The organism is Streptomyces sp. NPDC002476, assembly GCF_042889785.1.
Lineage (GTDB): Bacteria > Actinomycetota > Actinomycetes > Streptomycetales > Streptomycetaceae > Streptomyces.
Map to the genome: position 1 here is coordinate 278,272 of NZ_JBIARH010000001.1, position 22,427 is coordinate 300,698.

The following is a 22,427-nucleotide window of genomic DNA, read 5'->3' on the forward strand; positions in this document are numbered from 1 at the left end:
TGTCCGGGGGCGGCCGGGCTTCCCCGTACGGGCTCAGCCGAGCCGGGCGCGCAGGTACTCCCGCCAGCGTGCGGTGAACTCGGCGGGGGTGCTGGAGAGCACCTCCCGCAGGGCCCGTTCCACCGCCCCGGCCCGCTCCCGCTGTCCGGCGACGGCCCGGTAGAACGCGGAGAGCCTCCGCTCGCCCCAGGCGTCGGCGATCAGCTCGCAGGCCAGCAGGCCGCCCTCGTACGCCTTCGCCAGCCGGGCCTCGTCGCCCGCGAATCCGAAGTCCTCGTCCGACGGGAGCGCGGCGGGAACCTCCCCGCGCCGGACCGCCGCGGCCAGTTCGGGCGCCGCCTGCGCGGCGGTGCGGTGCTCGGCGCGGTAGGCCACCCGGTCCGCGAAGCCCTCGGAGAGCCAGGCCGGGGTGGCGCCGGTGGTGCGGGCCCGGGTGGCGACATGGGTGATCTCGTGGGTGAGGACGACCCGTTGCCCGAACGCGCCGAGTGCACCGTACGCCTGCGGATTGACGATCACCCGGTCCGCGGGGGCCCCGCCCGGGCCGCCGGGCCGCGCGGTGGTGACGGCCGCCATGCCCCGGTAGTCGGCGGCGGGCGCGCCCAGCAGCCCGGCCATGTCCTCCGCGGTGTGCGGTACGAGCACCAGCACCCGGCCGGGCCAGCGTTCCGGCCAGGCACCGGAGACCACGGGCACCGCCCGGTCGGCGACCCGGGAGATCGCGCGCAGCTCGCGCCCGGTGCGGCCGACGCCGAGGACGAGACTGTGCGTGCCGCGCACCGCCCGGACCCGCCCCTGCTGCCAGAGCAGGCCGCCGCCGTCCGCGCCCGGCCGGTCGGCGGTGAGGTACCAGCGGCCGTCAGCCCCGTCCCGGCGCAGGTCGAGCACCCGGTCCGCGGTGGCCGGGGCCCGGTCGTACTCCTTGATCCGGTAGCTCAGCCGGACGTGCGCGGTGACGCGGTCGGCACCCTGTCCGGTCAGCTCCGTGACCCGGTACGTCCAGGAGGCCAGCGGCACGTCCGCGAGGTTGTCCAGCTCCTGGCGCTGGGCCGTGCGCAGCCCGGTGGCGCGGGGATCGACGGAGGCCAGGTAGGCGTCCGCGTCACGGGCCGTCACGGCGGCGGCGCGGCGGTCGAGGAGGGCGCGCACGGCGCGGGCGTCGGCCCCCGGGACGCGATCGGCGGATCCGGTCCCGGCCCCGGGGCCGCCGCCGTCCGCGCAGCCGGACAGGAGCAGCGCCCCGGCGAGCAGCACTCCCGCCGCGCGCCGCCCGCCGCCCCGTCCCCGTCGCCGTCGCCGACCCATCCGGTCGAGGGTACGGGCCGGGCCCGGGTGAGGGCATCGCGGGTGACCGGGAACCGAACGCGGACGGCCGGCCGGACGCGGGTGACCGAGGAGACCGGCATCATGCCGACGAGGGCGCCCCGCCGGTGACCTGTGGTCTCCGGCGGGGCGGGCCGATCTGCGGGGCGCGGGAATTCGCCCGTTCGGGCGTCGTCAGGCGACGCGCACGCCGAACTGGAAGCTGCCCATGGTGTTCATCGACTCGTAGCGGACCACCGCGCCCGGGTACGGGGCGTGCAGGACGGTGTTGTTGCCCGCGTAGAGGCCCACGTGCGAGGTGTTGTTGAAGAAGACCAGGTCGCCCGGCTTCAACGCACCGCGCCCGATCCGGGGGCCGTCGTTGACCTGGGTGTACGTGACCCGGGAGATGTGGACGTTGGCCTGGGCGTAGGCCCACTGGGTCAGCCCGGAGCAGTCGAAGGAGTTGGGACCGGTGCCGCCGGAGACGTACGGCTTGCCGACCTGGGTGCTCGCGGCGCTCAGGGCGGCCGCGCCGCGGGCGGAGGCGGGGGCCTCGTTGCCGAGTTCGCCCCGGTCGGCGGAGGCGCGGCTGGCGCGGCTGGCACGCTTGTCGTCCTCGCGGATCTTCGCACGCTCGGCGGCGGTCAGCGTGTTGAGCAGGCGCTGCGCCTCGGCGAGCTTGCCCTGGAGCTTCTTCTTCTTCTCGCCGAGCGTCTTGCGGACGTCCGCGAGGTCACCCAGCTTGTCCTGGGCCTCCTTGCGCTCCTGCGCGAGGACCCGCTGCTTCTCCTGGATCTTCTGGAGCGCCTCGGCCTGCTTGGCCGTCAGCTGGTCGAGCGCGGAGGCCTCGTCGAGGAAGGTGTCCGGGTTGGACGAGAGGAAGAGCTGCACCGACGGGTCGAGGCCGCCGGAGCGGTACTGCGCGGTGGCGAGCGAACCGAGGCCGCTGCGCAGGTTGTTGATCTCCTGCTGGCCGCGGGCCACCTTGTCCTGCAGCGCGCTGACTTCCTTCTCCAGCTTCTGCTGCTTCTCCTTGGCGCCGTGGTACTGCTCATTGGCCTCGCCGGCCTCGTGGCCGAGCTTCTCGACCTTCGCCTTGACCTCGCTCTTGGAGGGCTTGGGGTCGGCCTGGGCCGCCTGGGAGGACAGGGCCACGGCTGCGGCGGCGGTGGCGGTGAGCACGGTCACACGGGCGCGGCTCGGCTGCTTGGGACGACGGTGGGACGCCACGAAGGCGATCTCCTTCTTCCTCCGGCCGCCTACCGGGCTGTGGGGGGATCGGGTCCCCGGCTCCGTGCACGTCACGGACTCGGCGGTTCCTTCGCCGTCACCCCGGATGGGTGATCAACCGAGCGAAGGTTCGATGGTGACCCTAGTGACCAACTTGTGATCAGTTCAAATCCTCACCGGAAAAATCTCACCACAGCAGGTACTTCTTTACCCATATCACACAGGCCGTAGCGGCGACCTGACGGTCCGTTCCATAAAATCCGGCGAGTCGCGACAACCATCATGAGACACGCGAAAGGCGCTTCAGGAGCAAGGCGGACGCGACGGGCCGGGCGCCCGCCTTCGCCACCCCGTCGGCGACCTCGCGGTCGGTGGAGACCACCACGACCGGGCGTCCCGGCGGTTCGGCACGGGCCAGTTGGCGGATCAGCTCGTCGGCGGTCACGCCCGGCTTGCTGAACAGCACGCGGACGCCGCGCGGCGGCGCGAGCAGCACCGGGGCGGCGAGTTCGGCCCCGTCGAAGACACAGGTCATCTCCGCGCCGGTCTGCGCGGCGAGCACCGAGAGGCCGCCCAGCAGCCTCAAGCGCTGCTTCTCCAACGGCAGTTGAGGGTAGCCGGTCTTGGTGACGTTGTAGCCGTCCACGATCAGGTGCGCCTGCGGCAGCGCGAGCAACTGGTCGAGCAGGGCCGGATCGGTCTCCGAAAGCGCCCTGGCGGCAATGTCCTTGGGCGACATCCGGCCGGGCTCGACCGCGTCGACCCCGTCCGCCGGGCGGATCGAGGCCGGCGGCAGGGCCAGTTCACGGCGCAGCCCCCTGGCCGCGTCGAGCACCGTGTCCAGCAGCAGCCGCAGCCGCATGTCCTCGACCGAGCGCCCCTCCCGCGCGGCCCTGCGGCCCGCCTCGGCGGACGCCTCGGCCTCGCCGAGCCGCGCCTTGAGCCGACGGGTCTCGCTCTCCGCCGCGGAGAGCTGGGCGGCCGCCTCGGCGCGCACGGCGTCGGTCTCCGCCCGGCTGCGGCGCAGCGCGGCCTCGCCGCGCCTGACGTCGTTGACCGCGCTGCGCAGTTTGCGCTGGAGGGAGTCGGCCTCCTTGCGGGCGGCGTCCAGTTCGGCGCGCAGCCGTTCCGTCTCACTCCTGGTCTGGGCACGGGCCTGGGCGAGCTCCTCGCGCAGCCGCTCCAGCTCGCGGCGACTCGCCTCGTCGGCGCGTTCGGCCTCGGCGCGCTGGACCTCCTCGCCCGCGGCGGCGACCAGCTTCACCCAGCCCGCCGGGCGCAGCACATAGGCGGCCGCGGCGACGTCGACGGGATCGGCGGCGGCGGGCGGCGAACCGGACTCCAGCGCACGGGCCAGCTCCGGCTGCCGCTCCCCCAGCCGTTCACCGATACGCTGCCGGAACAGCGCGTCGCTCTCCAGCGCCGCCGCCATCGCGTTCCCGGCGAACTTGGCACGCCGGGTCGGCGTGAAGCGGGCGTACTGTCTCAGCGGGGCCGGGAGTTCACCGACCGTCAGACCGCCGAACGCGTCCGAGACCAGCGCGACGACCCGCCGTCGCACGCCTTCGGGCAGCGGGCGGTCGAGCGCCTCGACAGCGCCGTCGGCCGCCTCGGCCGGTTCGGCGCCGCTTGCGGACCGCTCCACCATCCGTCACCTCAAAATCGATTGTCTGTGCGCGGCTCCGTCAGGAGTCGGCACCCGGCCTGGCGACCAGTTCGATCTGGTCCACCGCGTTGCACCAACGGCAACGCACCGACTCGATGGTCTCACTGACCACCTCGCGTTCCTCCACGGTCGCTTCCCCGGCCAGGTCGAGATGGACGTACTCGACGACCTTGGAGGAACGCGTCACGTCGAAGCGTGTGAGATTTCCGCAGAGCGTGCAGCGCCAGCGGGTCCCGTCGGTCGGCTGCGGAACCGTCGTCATCGTTGCGTCCTCTTTCATCGAGCCTGGTGCCGTCTGTTTCAAGGATCTCGCGGTGCGCCGTCGAACTGCGGATTGTCCTGCCGTACGAAGGGCCGCTCTGCTCACCACCGGCCCCTCTTAACCCTACGGCCTCGCCGTGTCCGCCCGACACGGCGAGGCGGTCTGTCCCGTTCCCTCCGCTTGCGTCATGCTCTGTTCATGATCGATCTGCGAGTTGCGGCCGGCAGGCTGACCAGCGGACTCCTACGGACGGTCACCTCCGGCGGCCCGCTGGTCACCCACACCCTGATCGCGGCGTGCTGCCTGATCTTCGTGCTCGGCCCGCTCTCCGGCCTCCGCCCGCCCCAGGGCACCGCCGACGCCGTGCTCGCCGCGCAGGCCGGCTACTTCGAACGCTGGGGGGTGATCCCGAACGAGCTGTGGAACGGCTCGGGGCGCGTCCTGCTCACCCCGCTCACCGCCCTCTTCGTGCACGGCAGCTGGCTGCATCTGCTCGGGAACATGCTGTTCCTGTACGTGTTCGGGGCGATGACCGAGCAGCGCATGGGCCGCGCCGAGTTCACCCTCTTCTACGTGGTGTGCGGCTATCTCGCGCTGACCGCCTACGCCGCCGCGCACGCCACGTCCGACCAGACCCTGGTCGGCGCCTCGGGGGCCATCTCGGCGGTACTGGGGGCCTTCCTGTACCTGTTCCCCAGGGCCCGGGTCACCAGCCTGTTCCCGTTCCTCTTCTTCCTGCCGCTGCGCTTCCCCGCCTGGATCGTCCTGATCTTCTGGTTCGTCCTGCAGTGGCTGGCGGTCCGGAACTCCGTCGACGGCGGGCCCGGCGTGGCCTATCTGGCCCATGTGGTCGGCTTCGCGCTCGGCTTCCTCTACGCATGGGGGCGCTACCGGCGTGCGGATAGAGTGAAGGCCCCAGCAGCGGCCACCGAGGGAGAGAACCAGCCGTGATCAGCGCGATCGTGCTCGTCAAGACCAGCGTGGACCGGATTCCCGAGATCGCCGAGGCCATCGCCGCGCTGGACAACGTCAGCGAGGTCTTCTCCGTCACCGGCACCTACGACCTGATCGCCATGGTCCGGGTGGCCCGGCACGACGACCTGGCGGACGTCATCCCCGGCCGGATCAGCAAGATCCCCGGCGTCGAGGCCACCGACACGCACGTGGCCTTCCGCACCTACTCGCAGCACGACCTGGAGGCCGCCTTCAACATCGGCCTCGACGCGTAGAGGCCGCCTCCCGCACCCCGGTGGAGGCGGCCCCGCCGCCTCCACCGGGGTCACGCACTCTCAGAGCCTGTCGGGCGGCCTTCGACCGGAAAGCGCACGCCCCAGGGCGTGGCCGCCCGGTCAGAGGTCGCCCGACAGGCTCTCAGCCCCGGTCCGGCACGCAGCGACCGCCCTCGGTGCGGTAGGTCCACCGGGCGCCCCGACCGACCAGCTCCTTGACCGCCCGCACGAAGCGCTCGATGTGCTCGTCGGGCGTACCGGCGCCGAAGCTCACCCGGATCGCGTTGAGCGACGTTTCTCCCGGCGCGGCCTCGGGAGCGCCGCACTCGCCGACCTCCTGCGGGTCGCTGCCCAGCAGCGTACGGACCAGCGGGTGGGCGCAGAACAGTCCGTCGCGCACCCCGATGCCGTACTCGGCGGAGAGCGCCGCGGCGAAGTGCGAGCTGTTCCAGCCCTCCACCACGAACGAGATGACACCGACCCGCGGGGCGTCGTCGCCGAACAGCGAGAGCACCGTGACCTCGGGGACCTCGGCGAGCCCGGCGCGGACGGTGGCGACGAGGTGCTGCTCCCGGGCGACCAGGTCGTCGAAGCCCGCCTCGGTGAGCGCCTTGCAGGCGGAGGCGATGGAGTACACGCCGATGACGTTGGGGGAACCGGCCTCGTGACGGGCCGAGGTGGTCTGCCACTCGACGTCCACACCGCCGTCGGCCCGGCGGGCGACCGTGCGCGAGGCGCCGCCGCCGGCCAGGTACGGCTCGGCGTCCCGGAGCCAGTCGGCCCGGCCCGCGAGCACGCCCGAGCCGAACGGCGCGTACAGCTTGTGCCCGGAGAAGGCGACCCAGTCGACGTCCAGGTCGGTGATGTCGACGGGGTGGTGCGGGGCGAGCTGCGCGGCGTCCAGCACGATCCGGGCGCCGTGCGCGTGCGCGGCGGCCGCCAGCTCCTTGACCGGCCACAGTTCGCCGGTGACGTTGGAGGCGCCCGTGACGCAGACCAGCGCGGGGCCGTAGGGATCGCGGTCGGCGAGCGCCCGCTCCAGCGTCTCGACGGCCTGGGCCGGGGTGCGCGGGGCGTCCAGGTACGTCACCCGGGCGTCGCGCCACGGCAGCAGCGAGGCGTGGTGCTCGGTCTCGTACACGAACACCTGGCAGTCGGCGGGGACCACCGCGGCCAGCAGGTTGAGCGAATCGGTGGTCGAGCGGGTGAAGACGACCTGGTCGTCGGGGCGGCAGCCGAGGAACTCCGCGACGGTCTCGCGGCTGTTCTCGAAGAGGTCCGTGGAGAGCTGCGAGAGGTACCCGGCGCCGCGGTGGACGCTGCCGTAGTACGGGGCGTACGCGGCGACGTCGTCCCAGACGCGCTGGAGGGCCGGGGCGCTGGCGGCGTAGTCGAGCGCGGCATAGGTGACTTCACCACCCGTGACCAGCGGAACCATTACATCCTTACCCAGAACCGGCAGAGGGTTATAAATCGACTGGTCGGCGGCAGCGGTGAGGACAGACATGGCGAACTCCCGTAGAAGGCAGGCGAAACGCATGCGCCGGCGGATACGCGGCAGCGCAGCGGAAAGAGAAAGGGTGCGGAGAAGGGCGAGAACGCCCTAGCGCATTCGCGTGCTCACAAGAGACTCCCTAGGGACCAGGACCCCGGGGGTTGGCATTCACCGATGCCGAGGGGCCCGCGCTTGCCGCAGACCTCGCTGCCTGCGGCCTGGTCTTCACCCGGGGCACCCCGCCACGGACGGAGGGTTGCCGGACAGCGGGCCGGGGCCGTAGTCGCTGTCACTCATGACCTGCCTGCATCCTGCCATATGGATGCGAACGCGCAAGGGCGCGGTCCAGGATCCGGACCGCGCCCTGCGGCACATTCCCTCGGTTCAGAGGCTGTCGGATGTCCGATCGCGGCTCACCCGACAGGCGCTCAGGCGTTGCTGGCCGCCACCCAGCGCTCCAGCGCGCGCCGTGCCGCCCCGGAGTCGATGGACTCGGCGGCCTTCTCGATCCCGGCGGCGAGTTGCTCGTTCAGCGTGCCGTCCGTCGGGTCCAGGGCCACCAGCGCCGCGGCCGAGTTGAGGAGCACGGCCTCGCGTACGGGCCCGTGCTCACCGGTCAGCACCCGGCGGGCCACATCCGCGTTGTACGAGGGGTCGCCGCCGCGCAACGCCTGGGCCGGGACCAGTTCCAGACCTATGTCGCGCGGGTCGAACGCCTCCTCGCGCACCGCTCCGTCGCGGACCACCCAGACCCGTGAGGTCGCGGTCGTCGTCAGCTCGTCGAGCCCGTCGTCGCCGCGGAAGACGAGCGCCGAGTTGCCCCGTTCGGCGAGGACGCCGGCGACGATGGGTGCCATCCGCAGATCGGCGACGCCGACGGCCTGGGCACGTACCCGGGCCGGGTTGGTGAGCGGGCCGAGGACGTTGAACGTGGTCTGGGCTCCCAGCTCCTTGCGGGCACGGGCCGCGTACCGCAGCGCCGGGTGGAACTTCACGGCGAAGCAGAAGGTGATGCCCGCCTCCTCGGCGACCTCGGCCACGCGCCGCGCGCCGAGGTCCAGGTTGACGCCGAGCCTCTCCAGCACGTCGGAGGAGCCGCTCGCCGACGAGGAGGCGCGGTTGCCGTGCTTGACGACCTTGGCGCCGGAGCCCGCGATGACGATCGCCGACATCGTGGAGATGTTGACCGTCTTGGCGAGGTCGCCGCCGGTGCCGACGATGTCGACCGTGCGGCCGGGGACGTCGATGGTGTTGGCGTGCTCGTACATCGCGCGCACCAGGCCGGACACCTCGTCGACCGTCTCGCCCTTGGCGCGCAGGGCCACCGCGAAACCGGCGATCTGCACGTCGGTGGCCTCGCCGCTCATGATGCGGTCCATCGCCCACGCGGTGTCGTCCGCGCTCAGGTCCTCGCCGCGCAGCAGCGGGTTCAGCACGCCGGGCCAGGAACGGTCCGCCACGCTGTCGCCGCCGACCGGGGTCACAACGTTCATGGTCCGCTCCTGGGGTCCACAGCCGATAAGAGGTTCGGCTCCCACCCTATCCAGGGCGGAGGACAGCGAAGAGCCCCGTCCATCGGATGGACGGGGCCCCTGCTGTGGCGATCAGTTCAGGCGATCAGTGGTGACCGTGGCCGCTGGTGATCTCCTTGTACTCCTCGACGGTGGGCTTGGCGATCTGGTTGTTCTCGCCGTAGTAGCCCTTGCTGAGCCGGGCGCGCAGCTTCTGCATCGCGGAGACCTTGCGCTCGACACCGTTCTCGTCGACCGTCGGGCCGATCGCGAGCGGCTCGTACTGCTCGTGCGCGGTGAGCGTGTGCAGCTGCTCGGGACCGAGCGGCTCGTGGATCTCGACGAACTCACCGTGCGGCAGGCGCTTGATGATGCCGGACTCGCGCCCGTGCAGCACCTTCTCCTTGTCGCGGCGCTGGAGGCCGAGGCAGATCCGCCGGGTGACGATGAACATGATGACCGGGCCCGCGAAGATGAAGATCCGGATGAACCAGGTGATGGCGTTGATCGACATGTGGAAGTGCGTGGCCCACAGGTCGTTGCCACCGCCGATGAAGACGATGACGTAGACGGTGATCCAGGCGACGCCGAAGGCCGTCCGGGTCGGGGCGTTGCGCGGGCGGTCCAGCAGGTGGTGCTCGCGCTTGTCACCGGTGACCCAGGACTCGAGGAACGGGTAGACCGCGATGATCACGAGCACCAGTCCGAAGAACACCAGCGGGATGAACACGCCCAGGGCGAGCGTGTGACCCCACAGGTTGATCTCCCAGCCAGGCATCACTCGGATCAGACCCTCGGCGAAGCCCATGTACCAGTCGGGCTGGGCGCCGGTGGACACCTGGTCCGGCCGGTACGGGCCGATGGACCAGACCGGGTTGATCGTGGCGATGGCCGAGATGATCGCGATGATGCCGAAGACCAGGAAGAAGAATCCGCCCGCCTTCGCCATGTACACCGGCAGCAGCGGCATGCCGACGACGTTCTTCTGGGTGCGGCCGGGGCCGGGGAACTGCGTGTGCTTGTGGTAGAAGACCAGGATCAGGTGCGCCACCACGAGGCCGAGCATGATGCCCGGCAGCAGCAGGATGTGGATCGAGTAGAACCGGGCGACGAAGTCGTGGCCGGGGAACTCGCCGCCGAACAGGAACATCGAGATGTACGTGCCGACGATCGGCACGGACAGGATCGCGCCCTGGGTGAAGCGGATACCCGTACCGGACAGCAGGTCGTCCGGGAGCGAGTAGCCGGTGAAACCGGTGAACATGCCGAGCACGAACAGCAGGAAACCGAACAGCCAGTTGATCTCGCGCGGCTTGCGGAAGGCGCCCGTGAAGAAGACGCGCATCATGTGCACGAACATGGCGGCCAGGAAGATCAGCGCGGCCCAGTGGTGGATCTGGCGGACCAGCAGACCACCGCGGACATCGAAGCTGATGTCCAGCGTCGAGGCGTAGGCCTCGGACATCTTGATGCCCTGCATCGGCTCGTACGAGCCGTGGTACACGACCTCGTTCATGCTCGGGTGGAAGAACAGCGTCAGATACACACCCGTGAGGATGATGATGATGAAGCTGTAGAGCGCGACTTCCCCGAGCATGAAGGACCAGTGGTCCGGGAAGATCTTGCGCATGTTGGCCTTGGCCAGGGTGTAGATCCCCAGCCGGCCGTCCGCCCAGTCGGCCACCCGCTCACCGGCGGGTGCCTTGCGATTGCCCGGCGCCGAGGAGCCGGGGGCTTGCGTGGTCGCAGTACTCATCCGCGCTCCCAGAATGCAGGACCGACGGGCTCTTCGAAGTCACCGAGCGCTTCGAGGTTGCCCTCGCTGTTCACGCCGATACGCAGCTGCGGAAGGGCGTGACCGGCCGGGCCGAAGATGACGCGGGCGCCGTCGGAGAGGTCGAAGGTGGACTGGTGGCAGGGGCAGAGCACGTGGTGCGTCTGCTGCTCGTAAAGGCTGATCGGGCAGCCGACGTGGGTGCAGATCTTGGAGAAGGCCACGATCCCCTCGTGCCCCCACTTGCGCTCGCGCGCGTCCTTGATGTCCTCCGGACGGATCCGGACGATCATCAGCGCCGCCTTGGCGATCTGGTTGTTGAAGTCCTCCGCGTCCTCCGACAGGCCCTCGGGCATGGCGAAGGTCAGCGAACCGACGGCGACGTCCTCGGGACGCAGCGGCTCCATCGTGTTCATGTTGATGAGCTGCTTGCCCTGGGCCCACAGCGACTTGCGGAGCTTGTTCTCCGGCAGCGGGCCGAGGTCGCGCAGCAGCACCACACCGGAGAGCGGCACCAGGGCCAGCGCGCCGAACATGGTGTTGCGGATCAGCTTGCGCCGACCGAGCGCGGACTCCTTGGCCCCCTCGGCGAAGTCCGCCAGGACCTTCGCCTTGACCTCGGGCTCGGCCTCGATCGGGTGACGATCGTCGGCGACCTCCACGTCGGACATCAGGGTGCGCGCCCAGTGGACGGCCCCGGCACCGATCGCGAAGAGCGCCACGCCCAGGGTCAGGCCCAGGGAGAAGTTGAGCACGCTCACATGGCCGAAGGGCCAGATGTACACGATCTTGTCGACCGGGAAGATGACGTACGACGCGATGAAGCCGATCGTCGCCAGCATCGACAGTGTGAAGAACAGGGCGACGGTGCGCTCGGAGCGCTTCGCGGCCCGCTCGTCGATGTCCTGGATGCGCGGCTGGTGGGCCGGCAGCCCCGGGTCGGCGAACGGGTTGTCCGCGACCTCTACCGCGCCGTGCGCGGTGTCCTGCGTGGTGGGCAGGTTCTCGTCTGGAATCTCTTGGCTACTCATGACTTCTTGGCCTTAGCGGTGTGGGCCGCGACCCAAACGGCGAGTGCGATCAGTGCGCCGAGACCGAAGATCCAGGCGAACAGGCCTTCGCTGACCGGTCCCAGGCCACCCAGCCCGAGACCACCCGGGCTCGGGGTGTCATCGCTGTTCACGGCCTTGACGTAGGCGATGATGTCCCGCTTCTGCTGCTCGGGCATCGTCGTGTCCGGGAAGGACGGCATGTTCTGCGGGCCGGTCTGCATGGCCTCGTACAGGTGCTTCGTCGACACGCCCTCAAGACTGGGCGCGTACTTGCCGTTCGTCAGCGCACCGCCCTGGCCGGTGAGGTTGTGGCACTGGGCGCAGTTGTTGCGGAACAGCTCGCCGCCCTTGGCGGCGTCCGCGCCGGCGGGGTCGTGCTGCTGCTTGGTCGGCGTGATCGGACCGGCGCCGAGCGACGCGACGTACGCCGCGAGCTGGTCGATCTCGGCCTGGCTGTAGATGTTCTTCTTCTTCGGTACCTGGGCACCCGGCTGCTGCGCCGGCATGCGGCCCGTACCGACCTGGAAGTCGACGGCGGCGGAGCCCACGCCGACCAGGGACGGCCCGTCGGTGGTGCCCTGACCGCCGGTCCCGTGGCAGCTGGCGCAACCGACGGCATACAGCTTCTTGCCCTCGTCGATGGCGAGGGACTGGGCGGTTTCGTCGGCCTGCGCCTTACTCGCGGGCGCAAACGCGGCATACAGCCCCCCAGTAGCCGCCAGCGCGAGGAGTAGTACGACGACCGCCGCCAACGGATGGCGTCGTCGAGCGGAGAGCTTTTTCACGGATTACCCCGGTGTCAGGATCTTCTGCGTCGATGCTGGATGTGGTTCGGGTCGAGCCCGTTACTTGATCGTGTAGTTCGGGTCGGGCCCGATTACTTGATCATGTAGATCGTGGCGAAGAGGCCGATCCACACGACATCGACGAAGTGCCAGTAGTAGGACACGACGATGGCCGAGGTGGCCTGTTCGTGGGTGAACCTCTTGGCCGCGTACGTCCTGCCGAGGACGAGCAGGAAGGCGATGAGCCCGCCTGTCACGTGCAGGCCGTGGAAGCCGGTCGTCAGGTAGAACACCGAACCGTACGGGTCGGAGGAGAGGGAAAGACCCGCTTCCTTGACCAGCTCGGTGTACTCGAGGACCTGACCTCCGATGAAGATCGAGCCCATCACGAAGGTGATGATGAACCAGGTGCGGAGCTTCTTCACATCGCCCCGCTCGGCGGCGAAGACGCCGAGCTGGCAGGTGAGTGAGGAAAGCACCAGGATCGTGGTGTTCGTCGCCGAGAACGGGAAGTTCAGGTGCCCGGCCATCTCCTTCCAGTGATCCGGTCCCATCACCGATCGCAGGGTGAAGTACATCGCGAAGAGGGCCGCGAAGAACATCAGCTCGGAACTCAGCCAGATGATGGTTCCGACGCTGGTGAGGTTCGGTCGATTGACCGACGGGTGCGCGTGCCCGGTTTCTACTGTCGTTGCTGTCGCCACGACCGACATTATGTCGGTCGCTTATCCCGCCCTCACTCCGGGGGGTGCCGTTCGGTGTGTCAACCGGGTGTGCCCTCCCCGAACAGCCCATGAAACCGCTGTCACGGGCGATGCTGACAGGCCGTCGGGCGGAGTACGATCCGCGCATCGGTTCATGCCCGCCAAGCCCCGCAGACACGGATGTCACGGAGGAACAATGCAGCCGACCGCCACGGTCCTGGTCTACAGCGACGACGCCAACACCCGTGAGCAGGTGAGGCTGGCAGCCGGGCGCAGGCCCGCGGCCGACGTGCCCGAGGTGGAGTACGTGGAGTGCGCCACCCTGCCCGCCGTCCTGGAGGCGCTGGACAACGGCGGCATCGACGTCTGCGTGCTGGACGGCGAGACGGCGCCCGCGGGCGGCATGGGCGTCTGCCGGCAGATCAAGGACGAGATCTTCCGCTGCCCGCCCGTCCTGCTGCTGATCGGGCGCCCGCAGGACGCCTGGCTGGCCACCTGGAGCCGTGCGGACGCCGCGGTGACCCTTCCGATCGAACCGGTCGAGTTCGCGGACGCACTGGCCGCCCTGCTGCGCAGCAGGCGCTGCGTGGACGTCTGAGGCCCGTCGCCCCACCCGTCCTCCCGGAGGGGCGGCGCACTCCCCGGGCCGTCAGACCTGGGGGCGCAGGCGTGCCGCCTGGACCGTGTCCGCGCGTTCCGGGTCGGCGTCATTGCGCAGTGCGCTGCCCTTCTGCCATGTGTCCCAGGACAGGTTCCAGTCGCCGTAGCCGTTGTCGAACGGGGTCATCATCTCGCCCTGGCTGCCGACGACCGTGACGAGGTCGCCCTCGCGCACGATGTTGAAGAACCACTCGGCCAGGCCGGTGGTCATGCCGGTGCAGCCGTGGCTGACGTTCGCGTACCCCTGCGAGCCGGTGGACCAGGGGGCCGCGTGGACGTACTCCCCGCTCCAGGTGACGCGTGTCGCGTAGTAGACCTGCAGGTCGTACGAGTCGTCGGAGCCCGCCGCGATGCCGATCGTCTCGCCGCGCATGCGTACGGAGTACTCCTTGGACAGCACCACCTTGACCCCGTTCCGGGTGGCGAATCCGGGTTTGCCGGTGGTGACCGGAATGGTGTTGATCACTTTCCCGTCGCGCTTGACGGTCATCGTGTGCGCGGCGGCGTCGGTGACGGCCTCGACGCGGTCGCCGGTGGTGAGCTTCAGCGCCTTCGTGGGCGCCCCGTACAGGCTGTCGGTGACCTTGATGCCCGCCAGGCCGCTGCTGACGTCGATCCTGGCTCTGGCGGGCCAGTACTCCTTCGGACGGTAGTGCAGGGTCTTGTCGTCGACCCAGTACCAGGATCCGGTGACGGCGGGCGTGGAGCGGACGCTCAGGGAGCGCTCCACGACGGCCCTGGCGGCCTTGTCCTTGATGGGGGCGCTCAGTTCCGCGGTGATGGGCTGTCCCACGCCGTAGGTGCCCGCCTTGGGGCCGAAGGCGACCTTCAGCGTCTTCTTCTTGGTGGCGCCGGTCTCGAAGGAGAGCGTGCGGCTGCCGGGGGCGCCGTCGTCGTCCTCCACACTGACCCGCACGGTGTACCGGTGGCCGGCGGCGAGCGGGGATGTGGAGCGCCAGCGCTTGCCGTCGGCGTCGAGTTCGCCCGCCAGGCGGCGTCCGGTGGCGTCCGTGGCCGTCACGTCCGTGATCCGGCTGTCGTCGTCCTTGACACCGACCTCGATCGGACGGTCGGAGTCCGCCTTCTTGTCGCCCTCCGGCAGGTTGGAGGTGATCTCGTCCCCCGCGTCGTAGGGCTTCGCCGCGAGCGGGTGGTCGTCGGAGGCTCCGCACGCGGTCGCGGCCGCTATCAGGGTCGCGACCAGCAGCGTGCTGCTCACTAGGGGGCGAATGCGCAGCGTGTGGTCCATGAACACACGTTATGGATATTTCATCCCTATTGGCGCGTCTTGTGCGTGCAAACGGGGGCCCGTACCTCTCTTGGTGGAGAGGTACGGGCCCCCGTCTGGTGGAGCCGATGGATCGGTGACCTCAGGTCACTGGGTGCGGTTCTCGCCGTGGTAGTACTCGAAGACCCAGCCGAGCAGGCCGATGAGGATCATCGGGGCCGAGAAGTACATCAGCCACCAGCCGAAGATGACGCCCATGAAGGCGAGGGAGCCACCCACGGCCAGGGAGAGCGGCTGCCAGCTGTGCGGGGAGAAGAATCCCAGCTCGCCGGCCTCGTCGGCGATGTCCGCCTCCTTGTTGTCCTGCGCCATGGCGTCGACCCGCTTGGCCGTGAAGGCCAGGTAGAAGCCGATCATGACGGCCAGACCGAAGGCCAGGAGGAGCGTGGTGGTGCCGACCGGCTCCTTCGCCCACACGCCGTAGGTGACGGCGACGGCGAGGATGAAGACGCTCAGCCAGAGGAACATCTTGCCCTGGATCTTCACTTGCCTGCCTCCTTGCCGCCGGCGAGGGCCTTCTCACCCTCTGAGGCGAACTCCAGCTGCTCCAGGGCCGCGATCTCCGGGTGGTGCAGGTCGAACGCCGGGGATTCGGAACGGATCCGCGGCAGCGCGAGGAAGTTGTGCCGCGGCGGCGGGCAGGAGGTCGCCCACTCCAGGGAACGGCCGTAACCCCACGGGTCGTCGACCTCGATCTTCTTGCCGTACTTGGCGGTCTTCCACACGTTGTAGAAGAACGGCAGCATCGACAGACCGAGCAGGAACGAGGCGATCGTCGAGACCGTGTTCAGCGCGGTGAAGCCGTCGGCGGCGAGGTAGTCCGCGTAGCGACGCGGCATGCCCTCGGCACCGAGCCAGTGCTGCACCAGGAACGTGCCGTGGAAGCCCACGAACAGCGTCCAGAACGTGATCTTGCCGAGCCGCTCGTCCAGCATCTTGCCGGTGAACTTCGGCCACCAGAAGTGGAATCCGGCGAACATCGCGAAGACCACGGTGCCGAAGATGACGTAGTGGAAGTGCGCGACGACGAAGTACGAGTCCGTGACGTGGAAGTCCAGCGGGGGCGACGCCAGGATCACACCGGTCAGACCACCGAAGGTGAAGGTGATCAGGAAGCCGATGGACCAGAGCATCGGGGTCTCGAAGGACAATGACCCCTTCCACATCGTGCCGATCCAGTTGAAGAACTTCACCCCGGTGGGTACCGCGATGAGGAACGTCATGAAGGAGAAGAACGGCAGCAGCACACCGCCGGTGGCGTACATGTGGTGCGCCCACACCGTCACGGAAAGACCCGCGATGGCGATCGTGGCACTGATCAGACCGATGTAACCGAACATCGGCTTCCGGCTGAACACCGGAATGATCTCGGAAATGATTCCGAAGAATGGCAGGGCGATGATGTACACCTCTGGATGGCCGAAGAACCAGAAGAGGTGCTGCCAGAGCAATGCCCCGCCATTGGCCGCGTCGAAGATGTGCGCACCGAATTTACGGTCGACCTCCAGCGCGAAGAGCGCGGCGGCGAGAACCGGGAAGGCCAGCAGGACCAGGACACCGGTCAGCAGGACGTTCCAGGTGAAGATCGGCATGCGGAACATCGTCATGCCGGGTGCACGCATGCAGACGATCGTGGTGATGAAGTTGACCGAACCGAGGATCGTACCGAACCCGGAGAGGATCAGACCCATGATCCACATGTCGGCGCCGATGCCCGGCGAACGGACCGCGTCCGACAGCGGGGAGTAGGCGAACCAGCCGAAGTCCGCCGCACCCTGCGGGGTGAGGAAGCCGCCCACCGCGATCAGCGAGCCGAAGAGGTAGAGCCAGTAGGCGAACATGTTCAGCCGCGGGAACGCCACGTCGGGCGCGCCGATCTGCAGCGGCATGATCCAGTTCGCGAAACCGGCGAACAGAGGCGTCGCGAACATCAGCAGCATGACCGTGCCGTGCATCGTGAACGCCTGGTTGAACTGCTCGTTCGACATGATCTGCGTGCCGGGACGGGCCAGCTCGGCGCGCATGAAGAGCGCCATCAGGCCGCCGATGCAGAAGAACGCGAACGACGTGACCAGGTAGAGCGTGCCGATCGTCTTGTGGTCAGTGGAGGTCAGCCACTTGACAGCGATGTTTCCCGGCTGCTTGCGCCGGACCGGCAGCTCGTCCTCGTACGAGTCGTCTGCTGCCGCGGCACCCTGAGGTTCGTTGAGGATGCTCACAGTTTGTTCGTCTCCGCATTCCTGGCCGGGTCAGTCTGCTTGATGCCGGCCGGCACGTAGCCCGTCTGGCCCTTCTTCGCCAGTTCCTCGAGGTGCGCCTGGTAGCGCTCCGGGGAGACGACCTTGACGTTGAAGAGCATCCGGGAGTGGTCGGCGCCGCAGAGCTCGGCGCACTTGCCCATGAAGGTGCCCTCCTGGTTGGGAGTCACCTCGAAGGCGTTGGTGTGGCCCGGGATGACGTCCTGCTTCATGAGGAACGGCACCACCCAGAAGGAGTGGATGACGTCGCGCGAGGTCAGGACGAAGCGGACGCGCTCACCCTTCGGCAGCCACAGGGTCGGCCCCGGGTTGCCGTTCTGGGGGTTCCGCGTGCCCGGGATGCCGTAGTCGTAGACACCCTCCGCACCCTTGGGGAAGTCCTTCTGGAACCTGTCCGGAATGGCGTCGAGCTGTGCGGGGATCTTGCTGCCCGTGGCGGTGGAGCCGTCCACGTTCTCGATGTAGTTGAATCCCCAGCTCCACTGGTAACCGACCACGTTGATGGTGTGGGTCGGGTTCTTGAGTTCGAGGAGCTTCGTCTGATCGCGCGCGGTGAAGTAGAAGAACACCGAGACGATGATGAGGGGGACCACGGTGTACAACGCCTCGATGGGCATGTTGTACCTGGTCTGCGTAGGAACCTCGACCTTGGTGCGGCTGCGCCGGTGGAAGAAGATGCACCACAGGATCAGGCCCCAGACGAGGACACCCGTGGCGAGCGCTGCCGCCCACGAGCCCTGCCAGAGGGAGAGGATCCGCGGTGCTTCTTCCGTGACCGGCGTGGGCATTCCGAGGCGGGGGAAGTCCTTGTATGTGCAACCGGTGGCGGTTGCCAGGATCAGGCCCGCAGTCAGCACCTGCGGCAGCTTCCGCCGCATCGGGCGCCGCGACGAGCGGTCGGAGCCGTTGGGACTCACGTAGCGCCTTCCCGAGAGTCTCGCCCACGCGGTCGGCGCGGCCGGTCCTTCTGGTCGGTCGCCGCCCTGACGCGGGCAGGGGTTTGGATGTTTATGCGGACCAAACCCTACTGGACGCCATTTGGGGTCGCGCGGGGAGGGTGCCCAACGCGCCGCCCGACTCCCCGAAGGGGTGGAATACGGGCTCGTGACCGCTATCTGACGCCCCTTTTCCTGGTGCCGCGGCCGGCGGCCCGCGCGGGAATCGGCCCCCGGACGGGGCGGGGCGCGCCCCGGGGTGCGGGGGCGCAGCCGGGGGCGCGACACGGAGGAGAGCCTGGGCACGAGTGCGGGCCGGGGCGGGCCGGGGCGGGGCGGGGCGGGGCGGGCTAGCGTGGCCGTGTGCCCTACTTCGATGCCGCTTCCTCCGCTCCCCTGCACCCCGTCGCCCGTCAGGCTCTGCTCGCCGCGCTGGACGAGGGGTGGGCCGACCCGGCCCGGCTCTACCGCGAGGGGCGGCGCGCCCGGCTGCTGCTGGACGCGGCCCGGGAGGCCGCCGCCGAGGCCGTCGGCTGCCGTCCGGACGAGCTGACCTTCACTCCTTCGGGGACGCAGGCCGTGCATTCCGGAATCTCCGGCGCCCTCGCGGGCCGTCGGCGTGTCGGTCGCCATCTGGTCGTCTCCGCGGTCGAACACTCGTCCGTGCTTCATACGGCGTCCGCCCATACGGCGGAGGGCGGGGAAGTCACCGAGGTCGCGGTGGACCGGTCGGGGGAGGTGAGTGCGCCGGAGTTCGCGCGGGCGCTGCGTACGGACACCGCGCTGGCCTGTCTGCAGTCCGCCAATCACGAGGTCGGCACCGAGCAGCCGGTCGCCCGGGTCGCGGAGGCCTGCCGTGCCGCGGGGGTGCCACTGCTGGTGGACGCGGCGCAGTCGCTGGGCTGGGCTCCGGTGCCGGAGGGCTGGTCGCTGCTGACGGCCTCCGCGCACAAGTGGGGCGGGCCCTCGGGAGTCGGGCTGCTGGCGGTGCGCAAGGGGACGCGGTTCGCGGTCCGGGGACCGTCCGACGAACGGGAGTCGGGGCGGTCGGCCGGGTTCGAGAACCTTCCGGCGGCGGTGGCGGCGGCGGCATCGCTGCGGGCCGTGCGGGCCGAGGCCGCGGCGGAGGCGGCACGGCTGCGGGTCCTGGTGGACCGGATCCGGGCCGGGGTTCCGGAGCTGGTGCCGGATGTGGAGGTGGTCGGCGATCCGGTGCGGCGGCTGCCGCATCTGGTGACCTTCTCCTGTCTCTATGTCGACGGGGAGACCCTGCTGCACGAACTGGACCGGGCCGGGTTCTCCGTGTCCTCCGGCTCGTCCTGCACCAGCAGCACGCTGACCCCGAGCCATGTCCTGAAAGCGATGGGAGTGCTGTCGGAGGGGAACGTACGGGTGTCGCTGCCGCGCGGCACCACGGACGAGGACGTGGACCGCTTCCTGGACGTGCTCCCGCGAACGGTCGCGGAGGTGCGGGAGAGGCTGGGCGCGCCCGTGCCGGATCCCGGGGAGGCGGCCGGGGGCGGCTCCCTGGTGGTGGACGCCCGGGGAAAGCGCTGCCCGGTGCCGGTGATCGAGCTGGCGAAGGTGATCGGGGAGGTGCCGCGGGGCGGGACGGTGACGGTCCTCTCCGACGACGAGGCGGCACGCCTGGACATCCCGGCGTGGTGCGCGATGCGCGAGCAGGAGTACGTGGGCGAGGAGCCGACGGACCGCGGCTCGGCCTATACGGTCCGTCGGCTGACCTGATTTCGCCGCCCGGGTCAGAGCCTGTCGGGTGACATCTGACCGGGCGGCCACGCCCTGGCACGCACTCCCCCAAGGCCTTAAGGGCCGGGGGACCCCCTCCGGCGTTACCGAAATGCCCTAGTAGCTCCTTCCCCAAGCTCTCAAGGAGCAGGGGAGACCCCATCCAAGGGCATCCCGGCGCCTCGGAATCGCACGCACCATGCCGCGTCCGCTTTCCGGTCGAAGGTCACCCGACAGGCTGTCAGCCCAGGTGCGTGCGGACCTCGGCGGCGGCCTCGTCGCCGTACGCCTTGGTGAAGCGCTCCATGAAGTGGGCGCGGCGCAGGGTGTACTCCTGGGTGCCGACGGTCTCGATGACCAGGGTGGCGAGCATGCAGCCGACCTGGGCGGCGCGCTCCAGACCGACGCCCCAGGCGAGGCCGGAGAGGAATCCGGCCCGGAAGGCGTCGCCGACACCGGTCGGGTCGGCCTTGCTCTCCTCCTCCGGGCAGCCGACCTCGATCGGCTCGTGGCCGACGCGCTCGATGCGGACGCCGCGGGCGCCGAGGGTGGTGACCCGGTGGCCGACCCGGGAGAGGATCTCCTCGTCGCTCCAGCCGGTCTTGGTCTCGATGAGGCCCTTCTCGTACTCATTGGAGAAGAGGTACGTGGCGCCGTCGAGGAGGATACGGATCTCCTCGCCGTCCATCCGGGCGATCTGCTGCGAGAAGTCGGCGGCGAACGGGATGCCCCGGGAGCGGCACTCCTCGGTGTGGCGGAGCATGCCCTCGGGGTCGTCGGCGCCGATCGAGACGAGATCGAGGCCGCCGACCCGGTCGGCGACGGACTTCAGCTCGATGAGCCGGGCCTCGCTCATGGCACCCGTGTAGAAGGAGCCGATCTGGTTGTGGTCCTCGTCCGTCGTGCAGACGAACCGGGCGGTGTGCAGGACCTCGGAGATCCGGACCGAGCCGGTGTCGACGCCGTGGCGGTCGAGCCAGGCGCGGTAGTCGTCGAAGTCGGCCCCGGCGGCACCGACCAGGATCGGGTTCGTGCCGAGCAGACCCATGCCGAAGCAGATGTTGGCGGCGACACCGCCCCGGCGCACGTCGAGGTTGTCGACCAGGAAAGAGAGGGAGACCGTGTGCAGCTGGTCCGCGACCAGCTGGTCCGCGAATCGGCCGGGGAACGTCATGAGGTGGTCGGTGGCGATGGAGCCGGTGACTGCGATGCGCACGGGAAAAGTGCTCCTGCGGAGATCGGGGGGAACGGGATGGAAGTGTTCCCGGGGGCGGCGTGACAGTTCACGCTACCGTTCCCGGTGCGCGCCCTGAAGGGGGGAAAACTACCCGATAGTAGGGCTTTCTTCTCCGTACGGGCGATGCCTACGGTGCCCTCATGTCGAATCACATCGCCACGCACGAGTCCGAGATCAGCCTGTCCGAGCTGCGCGGTGACTGCGCGCGAATGGCGCCGCACTGGGTGGCCCGCGCGAAGCCCGCCCCCGACCGGGTGGCCCCGGAGCGGATCCACGGCGTGACCGTACCGGCGGTGTCCGCCCGGCTGGTCGACGGCATGTCCGAGTACGGCGACTGAATGTCGGGGTCCGCGCCGTGGACCCAGGAGGCATGGGCGGGGAGCCCGTCCGCGCGATGGCCGAGCTCGAACGTGGCCGCCGGGTCACTCACGGCGTCCCGGTGCCGGTTTCCCGGCTGCGCGTACGGCAGCGGCGACGCGGCCGGCAGGGTAGCGGGTGCTGCTTCCCGCCCCATGCCCGCCGCTGCACCGACCTGCGGGTATGCGTCGAGCAGCACTCGTGCCGCCGCCGCCCGCGCCGCCTTCTTGGACTGACCGGTGCGTCACGGACTTCGTGAAGGTTCACCCTGACGAGCCGAAGTCAGTGGCGACCCCGAACCGACGGGCCGATTCCTGGACGTGCGCCAGTCTGCGCAGGCTGAGCAGCACCGGTTCGTACAGCACGGTCAGCGCGACGGCCGCCTCGATCTGCCCGGCCGCCGTGGGCTGTTCCTCCACCGCGTCCAGGTCGGCGACGGCGAGCTCGGCGGCGATGCGGCCGTACGACAACAGGTGCGCGGTGTCGCAGGGGTAACCGAGGCGGACGAGCGCGGCGACAGAGGCGACGAGCGTGCCGAGGGCGGGGGAGGCGTCGTCATGCATGCAGCGCCAGTCCAACTGCTCCAGCAACGCCTCCACCGAGCGGCGCGCGATCCCGGTCGCCTCGTCGTCCTCGGCGGGCCCCGGGCCATGCGGCAGCGCCCGGGCGGCCGCGCCGAGCCGCATGTGGTGATCCAGCGACGAGTCCTCCGCTGCGGCGACCACCTCCCGCGCGACGGCCACCGGCACCTTGCCGATCTGGATCAGCGCCCGCACCAGACGCAGCCGGCGCAGGTGCTCCTCGCCGTACGCGGCCTGGGTGGCGGTGACCCGGTGGCCGGGCTGGAGCAGCCCTTCCCGCAGGTAGTACTTGATCGTCGAGGCGGACACCCCGCTGCGCTCACTCAGCTCGGCCAGTCTCATCAACTTGCAC

General features: G+C 69.7%; 21 protein-coding genes and 1 riboswitch. Of the genes, 5 read left to right on the forward strand and 16 right to left on the reverse strand.

Going from position 1 to position 22,427, the window contains the following annotated elements:
* Nucleotides 1-33 precede the first annotated feature (33 nt).
* From ACFYXM_RS01215 to ACFYXM_RS01230, 4 genes are all read right to left on the reverse strand, one after another.
* Nucleotides 34-1,305, reverse strand: a complete 1,272-nt coding sequence (locus ACFYXM_RS01215) for a hypothetical protein (protein WP_389285676.1) — start codon at nucleotides 1,303-1,305, stop codon at nucleotides 34-36.
* Nucleotides 1,306-1,497: 192 nt separating this feature from the next.
* A complete protein-coding gene (locus tag ACFYXM_RS01220) occupies nucleotides 1,498-2,535 on the reverse strand; it encodes an NlpC/P60 family protein (protein WP_389285678.1) in 1,038 nt (345 codons plus the stop codon).
* Nucleotides 2,536-2,815: 280 nt separating this feature from the next.
* Entirely contained in the window at nucleotides 2,816-4,183 is a 1,368-nt protein-coding gene (locus ACFYXM_RS01225) for an NYN domain-containing protein (RefSeq protein ID WP_389285680.1), read from the reverse strand.
* Nucleotides 4,184-4,220: 37 nt separating this feature from the next.
* On the reverse strand, nucleotides 4,221-4,463 hold the full coding sequence (locus tag ACFYXM_RS01230) for a hypothetical protein (RefSeq protein WP_073782241.1): 243 nt from the start codon (nucleotides 4,461-4,463) through the stop codon (nucleotides 4,221-4,223).
* Between the two features lie 198 nt (nucleotides 4,464-4,661).
* On the opposite strand from ACFYXM_RS01230, the gene ACFYXM_RS01235 reads away from it, so the two are divergent.
* The gene (locus ACFYXM_RS01235; RefSeq protein WP_389285682.1) at nucleotides 4,662-5,414 is read left to right on the forward strand and encodes a rhomboid family intramembrane serine protease; all 753 of its coding nucleotides are present in this window, start codon (nucleotides 4,662-4,664) and stop codon (nucleotides 5,412-5,414) included.
* Nucleotides 5,411-5,692, forward strand: a complete 282-nt coding sequence (locus ACFYXM_RS01240; RefSeq protein WP_389285684.1) for an Lrp/AsnC family transcriptional regulator — start codon at nucleotides 5,411-5,413, stop codon at nucleotides 5,690-5,692. Before ACFYXM_RS01235 ends, ACFYXM_RS01240 begins: the two co-directional genes overlap by 4 nt.
* Nucleotides 5,693-5,834: 142 nt before the next feature.
* On the opposite strand, the gene ACFYXM_RS01245 is transcribed toward ACFYXM_RS01240, so the two are convergent.
* The 6 genes from ACFYXM_RS01245 to ACFYXM_RS01270 all read right to left on the reverse strand — a co-directional run bounded on the left by ACFYXM_RS01245 (nucleotide 5,835) and on the right by ACFYXM_RS01270 (nucleotide 13,022).
* A complete protein-coding gene (locus ACFYXM_RS01245) occupies nucleotides 5,835-7,199 on the reverse strand; it encodes an aminotransferase class V-fold PLP-dependent enzyme (RefSeq protein ID WP_389285686.1) in 1,365 nt (454 codons plus the stop codon).
* A gap of 171 nt (nucleotides 7,200-7,370) precedes the next feature.
* A riboswitch (SAM riboswitch) is annotated at nucleotides 7,371-7,488 on the reverse strand.
* Between the two features lie 127 nt (nucleotides 7,489-7,615).
* Nucleotides 7,616-8,680 (reverse strand): anthranilate phosphoribosyltransferase, encoded by a 1,065-nt coding sequence (trpD, locus tag ACFYXM_RS01250; protein ID WP_389285687.1) that lies wholly within the window; start codon nucleotides 8,678-8,680, stop codon nucleotides 7,616-7,618.
* 124 nt (nucleotides 8,681-8,804) lie between these two features.
* On the reverse strand, nucleotides 8,805-10,454 hold the full coding sequence (locus ACFYXM_RS01255) for a cytochrome bc complex cytochrome b subunit (protein WP_389285689.1): 1,650 nt from the start codon (nucleotides 10,452-10,454) through the stop codon (nucleotides 8,805-8,807).
* On the reverse strand, nucleotides 10,451-11,503 hold the full coding sequence (locus ACFYXM_RS01260) for a Rieske 2Fe-2S domain-containing protein (RefSeq protein WP_389285691.1): 1,053 nt from the start codon (nucleotides 11,501-11,503) through the stop codon (nucleotides 10,451-10,453). The genes ACFYXM_RS01255 and ACFYXM_RS01260 overlap by 4 nt, the downstream gene beginning before the upstream one ends.
* Nucleotides 11,500-12,309 carry a c-type cytochrome gene (locus ACFYXM_RS01265; RefSeq protein WP_389285693.1) on the reverse strand — a complete coding sequence of 270 codons (810 nt, stop codon included), beginning with the start codon at nucleotides 12,307-12,309 and terminating at the stop codon, nucleotides 11,500-11,502. Before ACFYXM_RS01265 ends, ACFYXM_RS01260 begins: the two co-directional genes overlap by 4 nt.
* Before the next feature lie 92 nt (nucleotides 12,310-12,401).
* Complete coding sequence (locus ACFYXM_RS01270) at nucleotides 12,402-13,022, reverse strand: heme-copper oxidase subunit III (protein ID WP_351518526.1); 621 nt, start codon at nucleotides 13,020-13,022, stop codon at nucleotides 12,402-12,404.
* A 187-nt stretch (nucleotides 13,023-13,209) separates the two neighbouring features.
* Here ACFYXM_RS01270 and ACFYXM_RS01275 point away from each other — a divergent pair, with 187 nt between their 5' ends.
* Nucleotides 13,210-13,611 (forward strand): hypothetical protein, encoded by a 402-nt coding sequence (locus ACFYXM_RS01275; protein ID WP_389285695.1) that lies wholly within the window; start codon nucleotides 13,210-13,212, stop codon nucleotides 13,609-13,611.
* A gap of 51 nt (nucleotides 13,612-13,662) precedes the next feature.
* Here the strand turns inward: ACFYXM_RS01275 and ACFYXM_RS01280 are convergent, their stop codons facing one another.
* The 4 genes from ACFYXM_RS01280 to coxB form a co-directional block, all read right to left on the reverse strand.
* Nucleotides 13,663-14,922 (reverse strand): Ig-like domain-containing protein, encoded by a 1,260-nt coding sequence (locus ACFYXM_RS01280; protein WP_389285697.1) that lies wholly within the window; start codon nucleotides 14,920-14,922, stop codon nucleotides 13,663-13,665.
* Between the two features lie 126 nt (nucleotides 14,923-15,048).
* Nucleotides 15,049-15,447 (reverse strand): cytochrome c oxidase subunit 4, encoded by a 399-nt coding sequence (locus ACFYXM_RS01285; protein WP_389285699.1) that lies wholly within the window; start codon nucleotides 15,445-15,447, stop codon nucleotides 15,049-15,051.
* The gene (gene ctaD, locus ACFYXM_RS01290) at nucleotides 15,444-17,180 is read right to left on the reverse strand and encodes a cytochrome c oxidase subunit I (protein WP_389285701.1); all 1,737 of its coding nucleotides are present in this window, start codon (nucleotides 17,178-17,180) and stop codon (nucleotides 15,444-15,446) included. The genes ACFYXM_RS01285 and ctaD overlap by 4 nt, the downstream gene beginning before the upstream one ends.
* Entirely contained in the window at nucleotides 17,177-18,136 is a 960-nt protein-coding gene (gene coxB / locus ACFYXM_RS01295; protein ID WP_389285703.1) for a cytochrome c oxidase subunit II, read from the reverse strand. The genes ctaD and coxB overlap by 4 nt, the downstream gene beginning before the upstream one ends.
* A 381-nt stretch (nucleotides 18,137-18,517) precedes the next feature.
* On the opposite strand from coxB, the gene ACFYXM_RS01300 reads away from it, so the two are divergent.
* Nucleotides 18,518-19,900, forward strand: a complete 1,383-nt coding sequence (locus ACFYXM_RS01300; RefSeq protein WP_389285705.1) for a cysteine desulfurase/sulfurtransferase TusA family protein — start codon at nucleotides 18,518-18,520, stop codon at nucleotides 19,898-19,900.
* Nucleotides 19,901-20,141: 241 nt separating this feature from the next.
* Here the strand turns inward: ACFYXM_RS01300 and ACFYXM_RS01305 are convergent, their stop codons facing one another.
* On the reverse strand, nucleotides 20,142-21,116 hold the full coding sequence (locus ACFYXM_RS01305; protein ID WP_389285707.1) for a carbohydrate kinase family protein: 975 nt from the start codon (nucleotides 21,114-21,116) through the stop codon (nucleotides 20,142-20,144).
* A 161-nt stretch (nucleotides 21,117-21,277) separates the two neighbouring features.
* Between ACFYXM_RS01305 and ACFYXM_RS01310 the strand changes: the two genes are divergently transcribed.
* Complete coding sequence (locus ACFYXM_RS01310; protein ID WP_389285709.1) at nucleotides 21,278-21,475, forward strand: hypothetical protein; 198 nt, start codon at nucleotides 21,278-21,280, stop codon at nucleotides 21,473-21,475.
* 282 nt (nucleotides 21,476-21,757) lie between these two features.
* Here ACFYXM_RS01310 and ACFYXM_RS01315 read toward each other — a convergent pair whose 3' ends face one another.
* Nucleotides 21,758-22,417, reverse strand: coding sequence for a MerR family transcriptional regulator (locus ACFYXM_RS01315; protein WP_389285711.1), 660 nt, complete (start codon nucleotides 22,415-22,417; stop codon nucleotides 21,758-21,760).
* Between the last annotated feature and the right edge of the window lie 10 nt (nucleotides 22,418-22,427).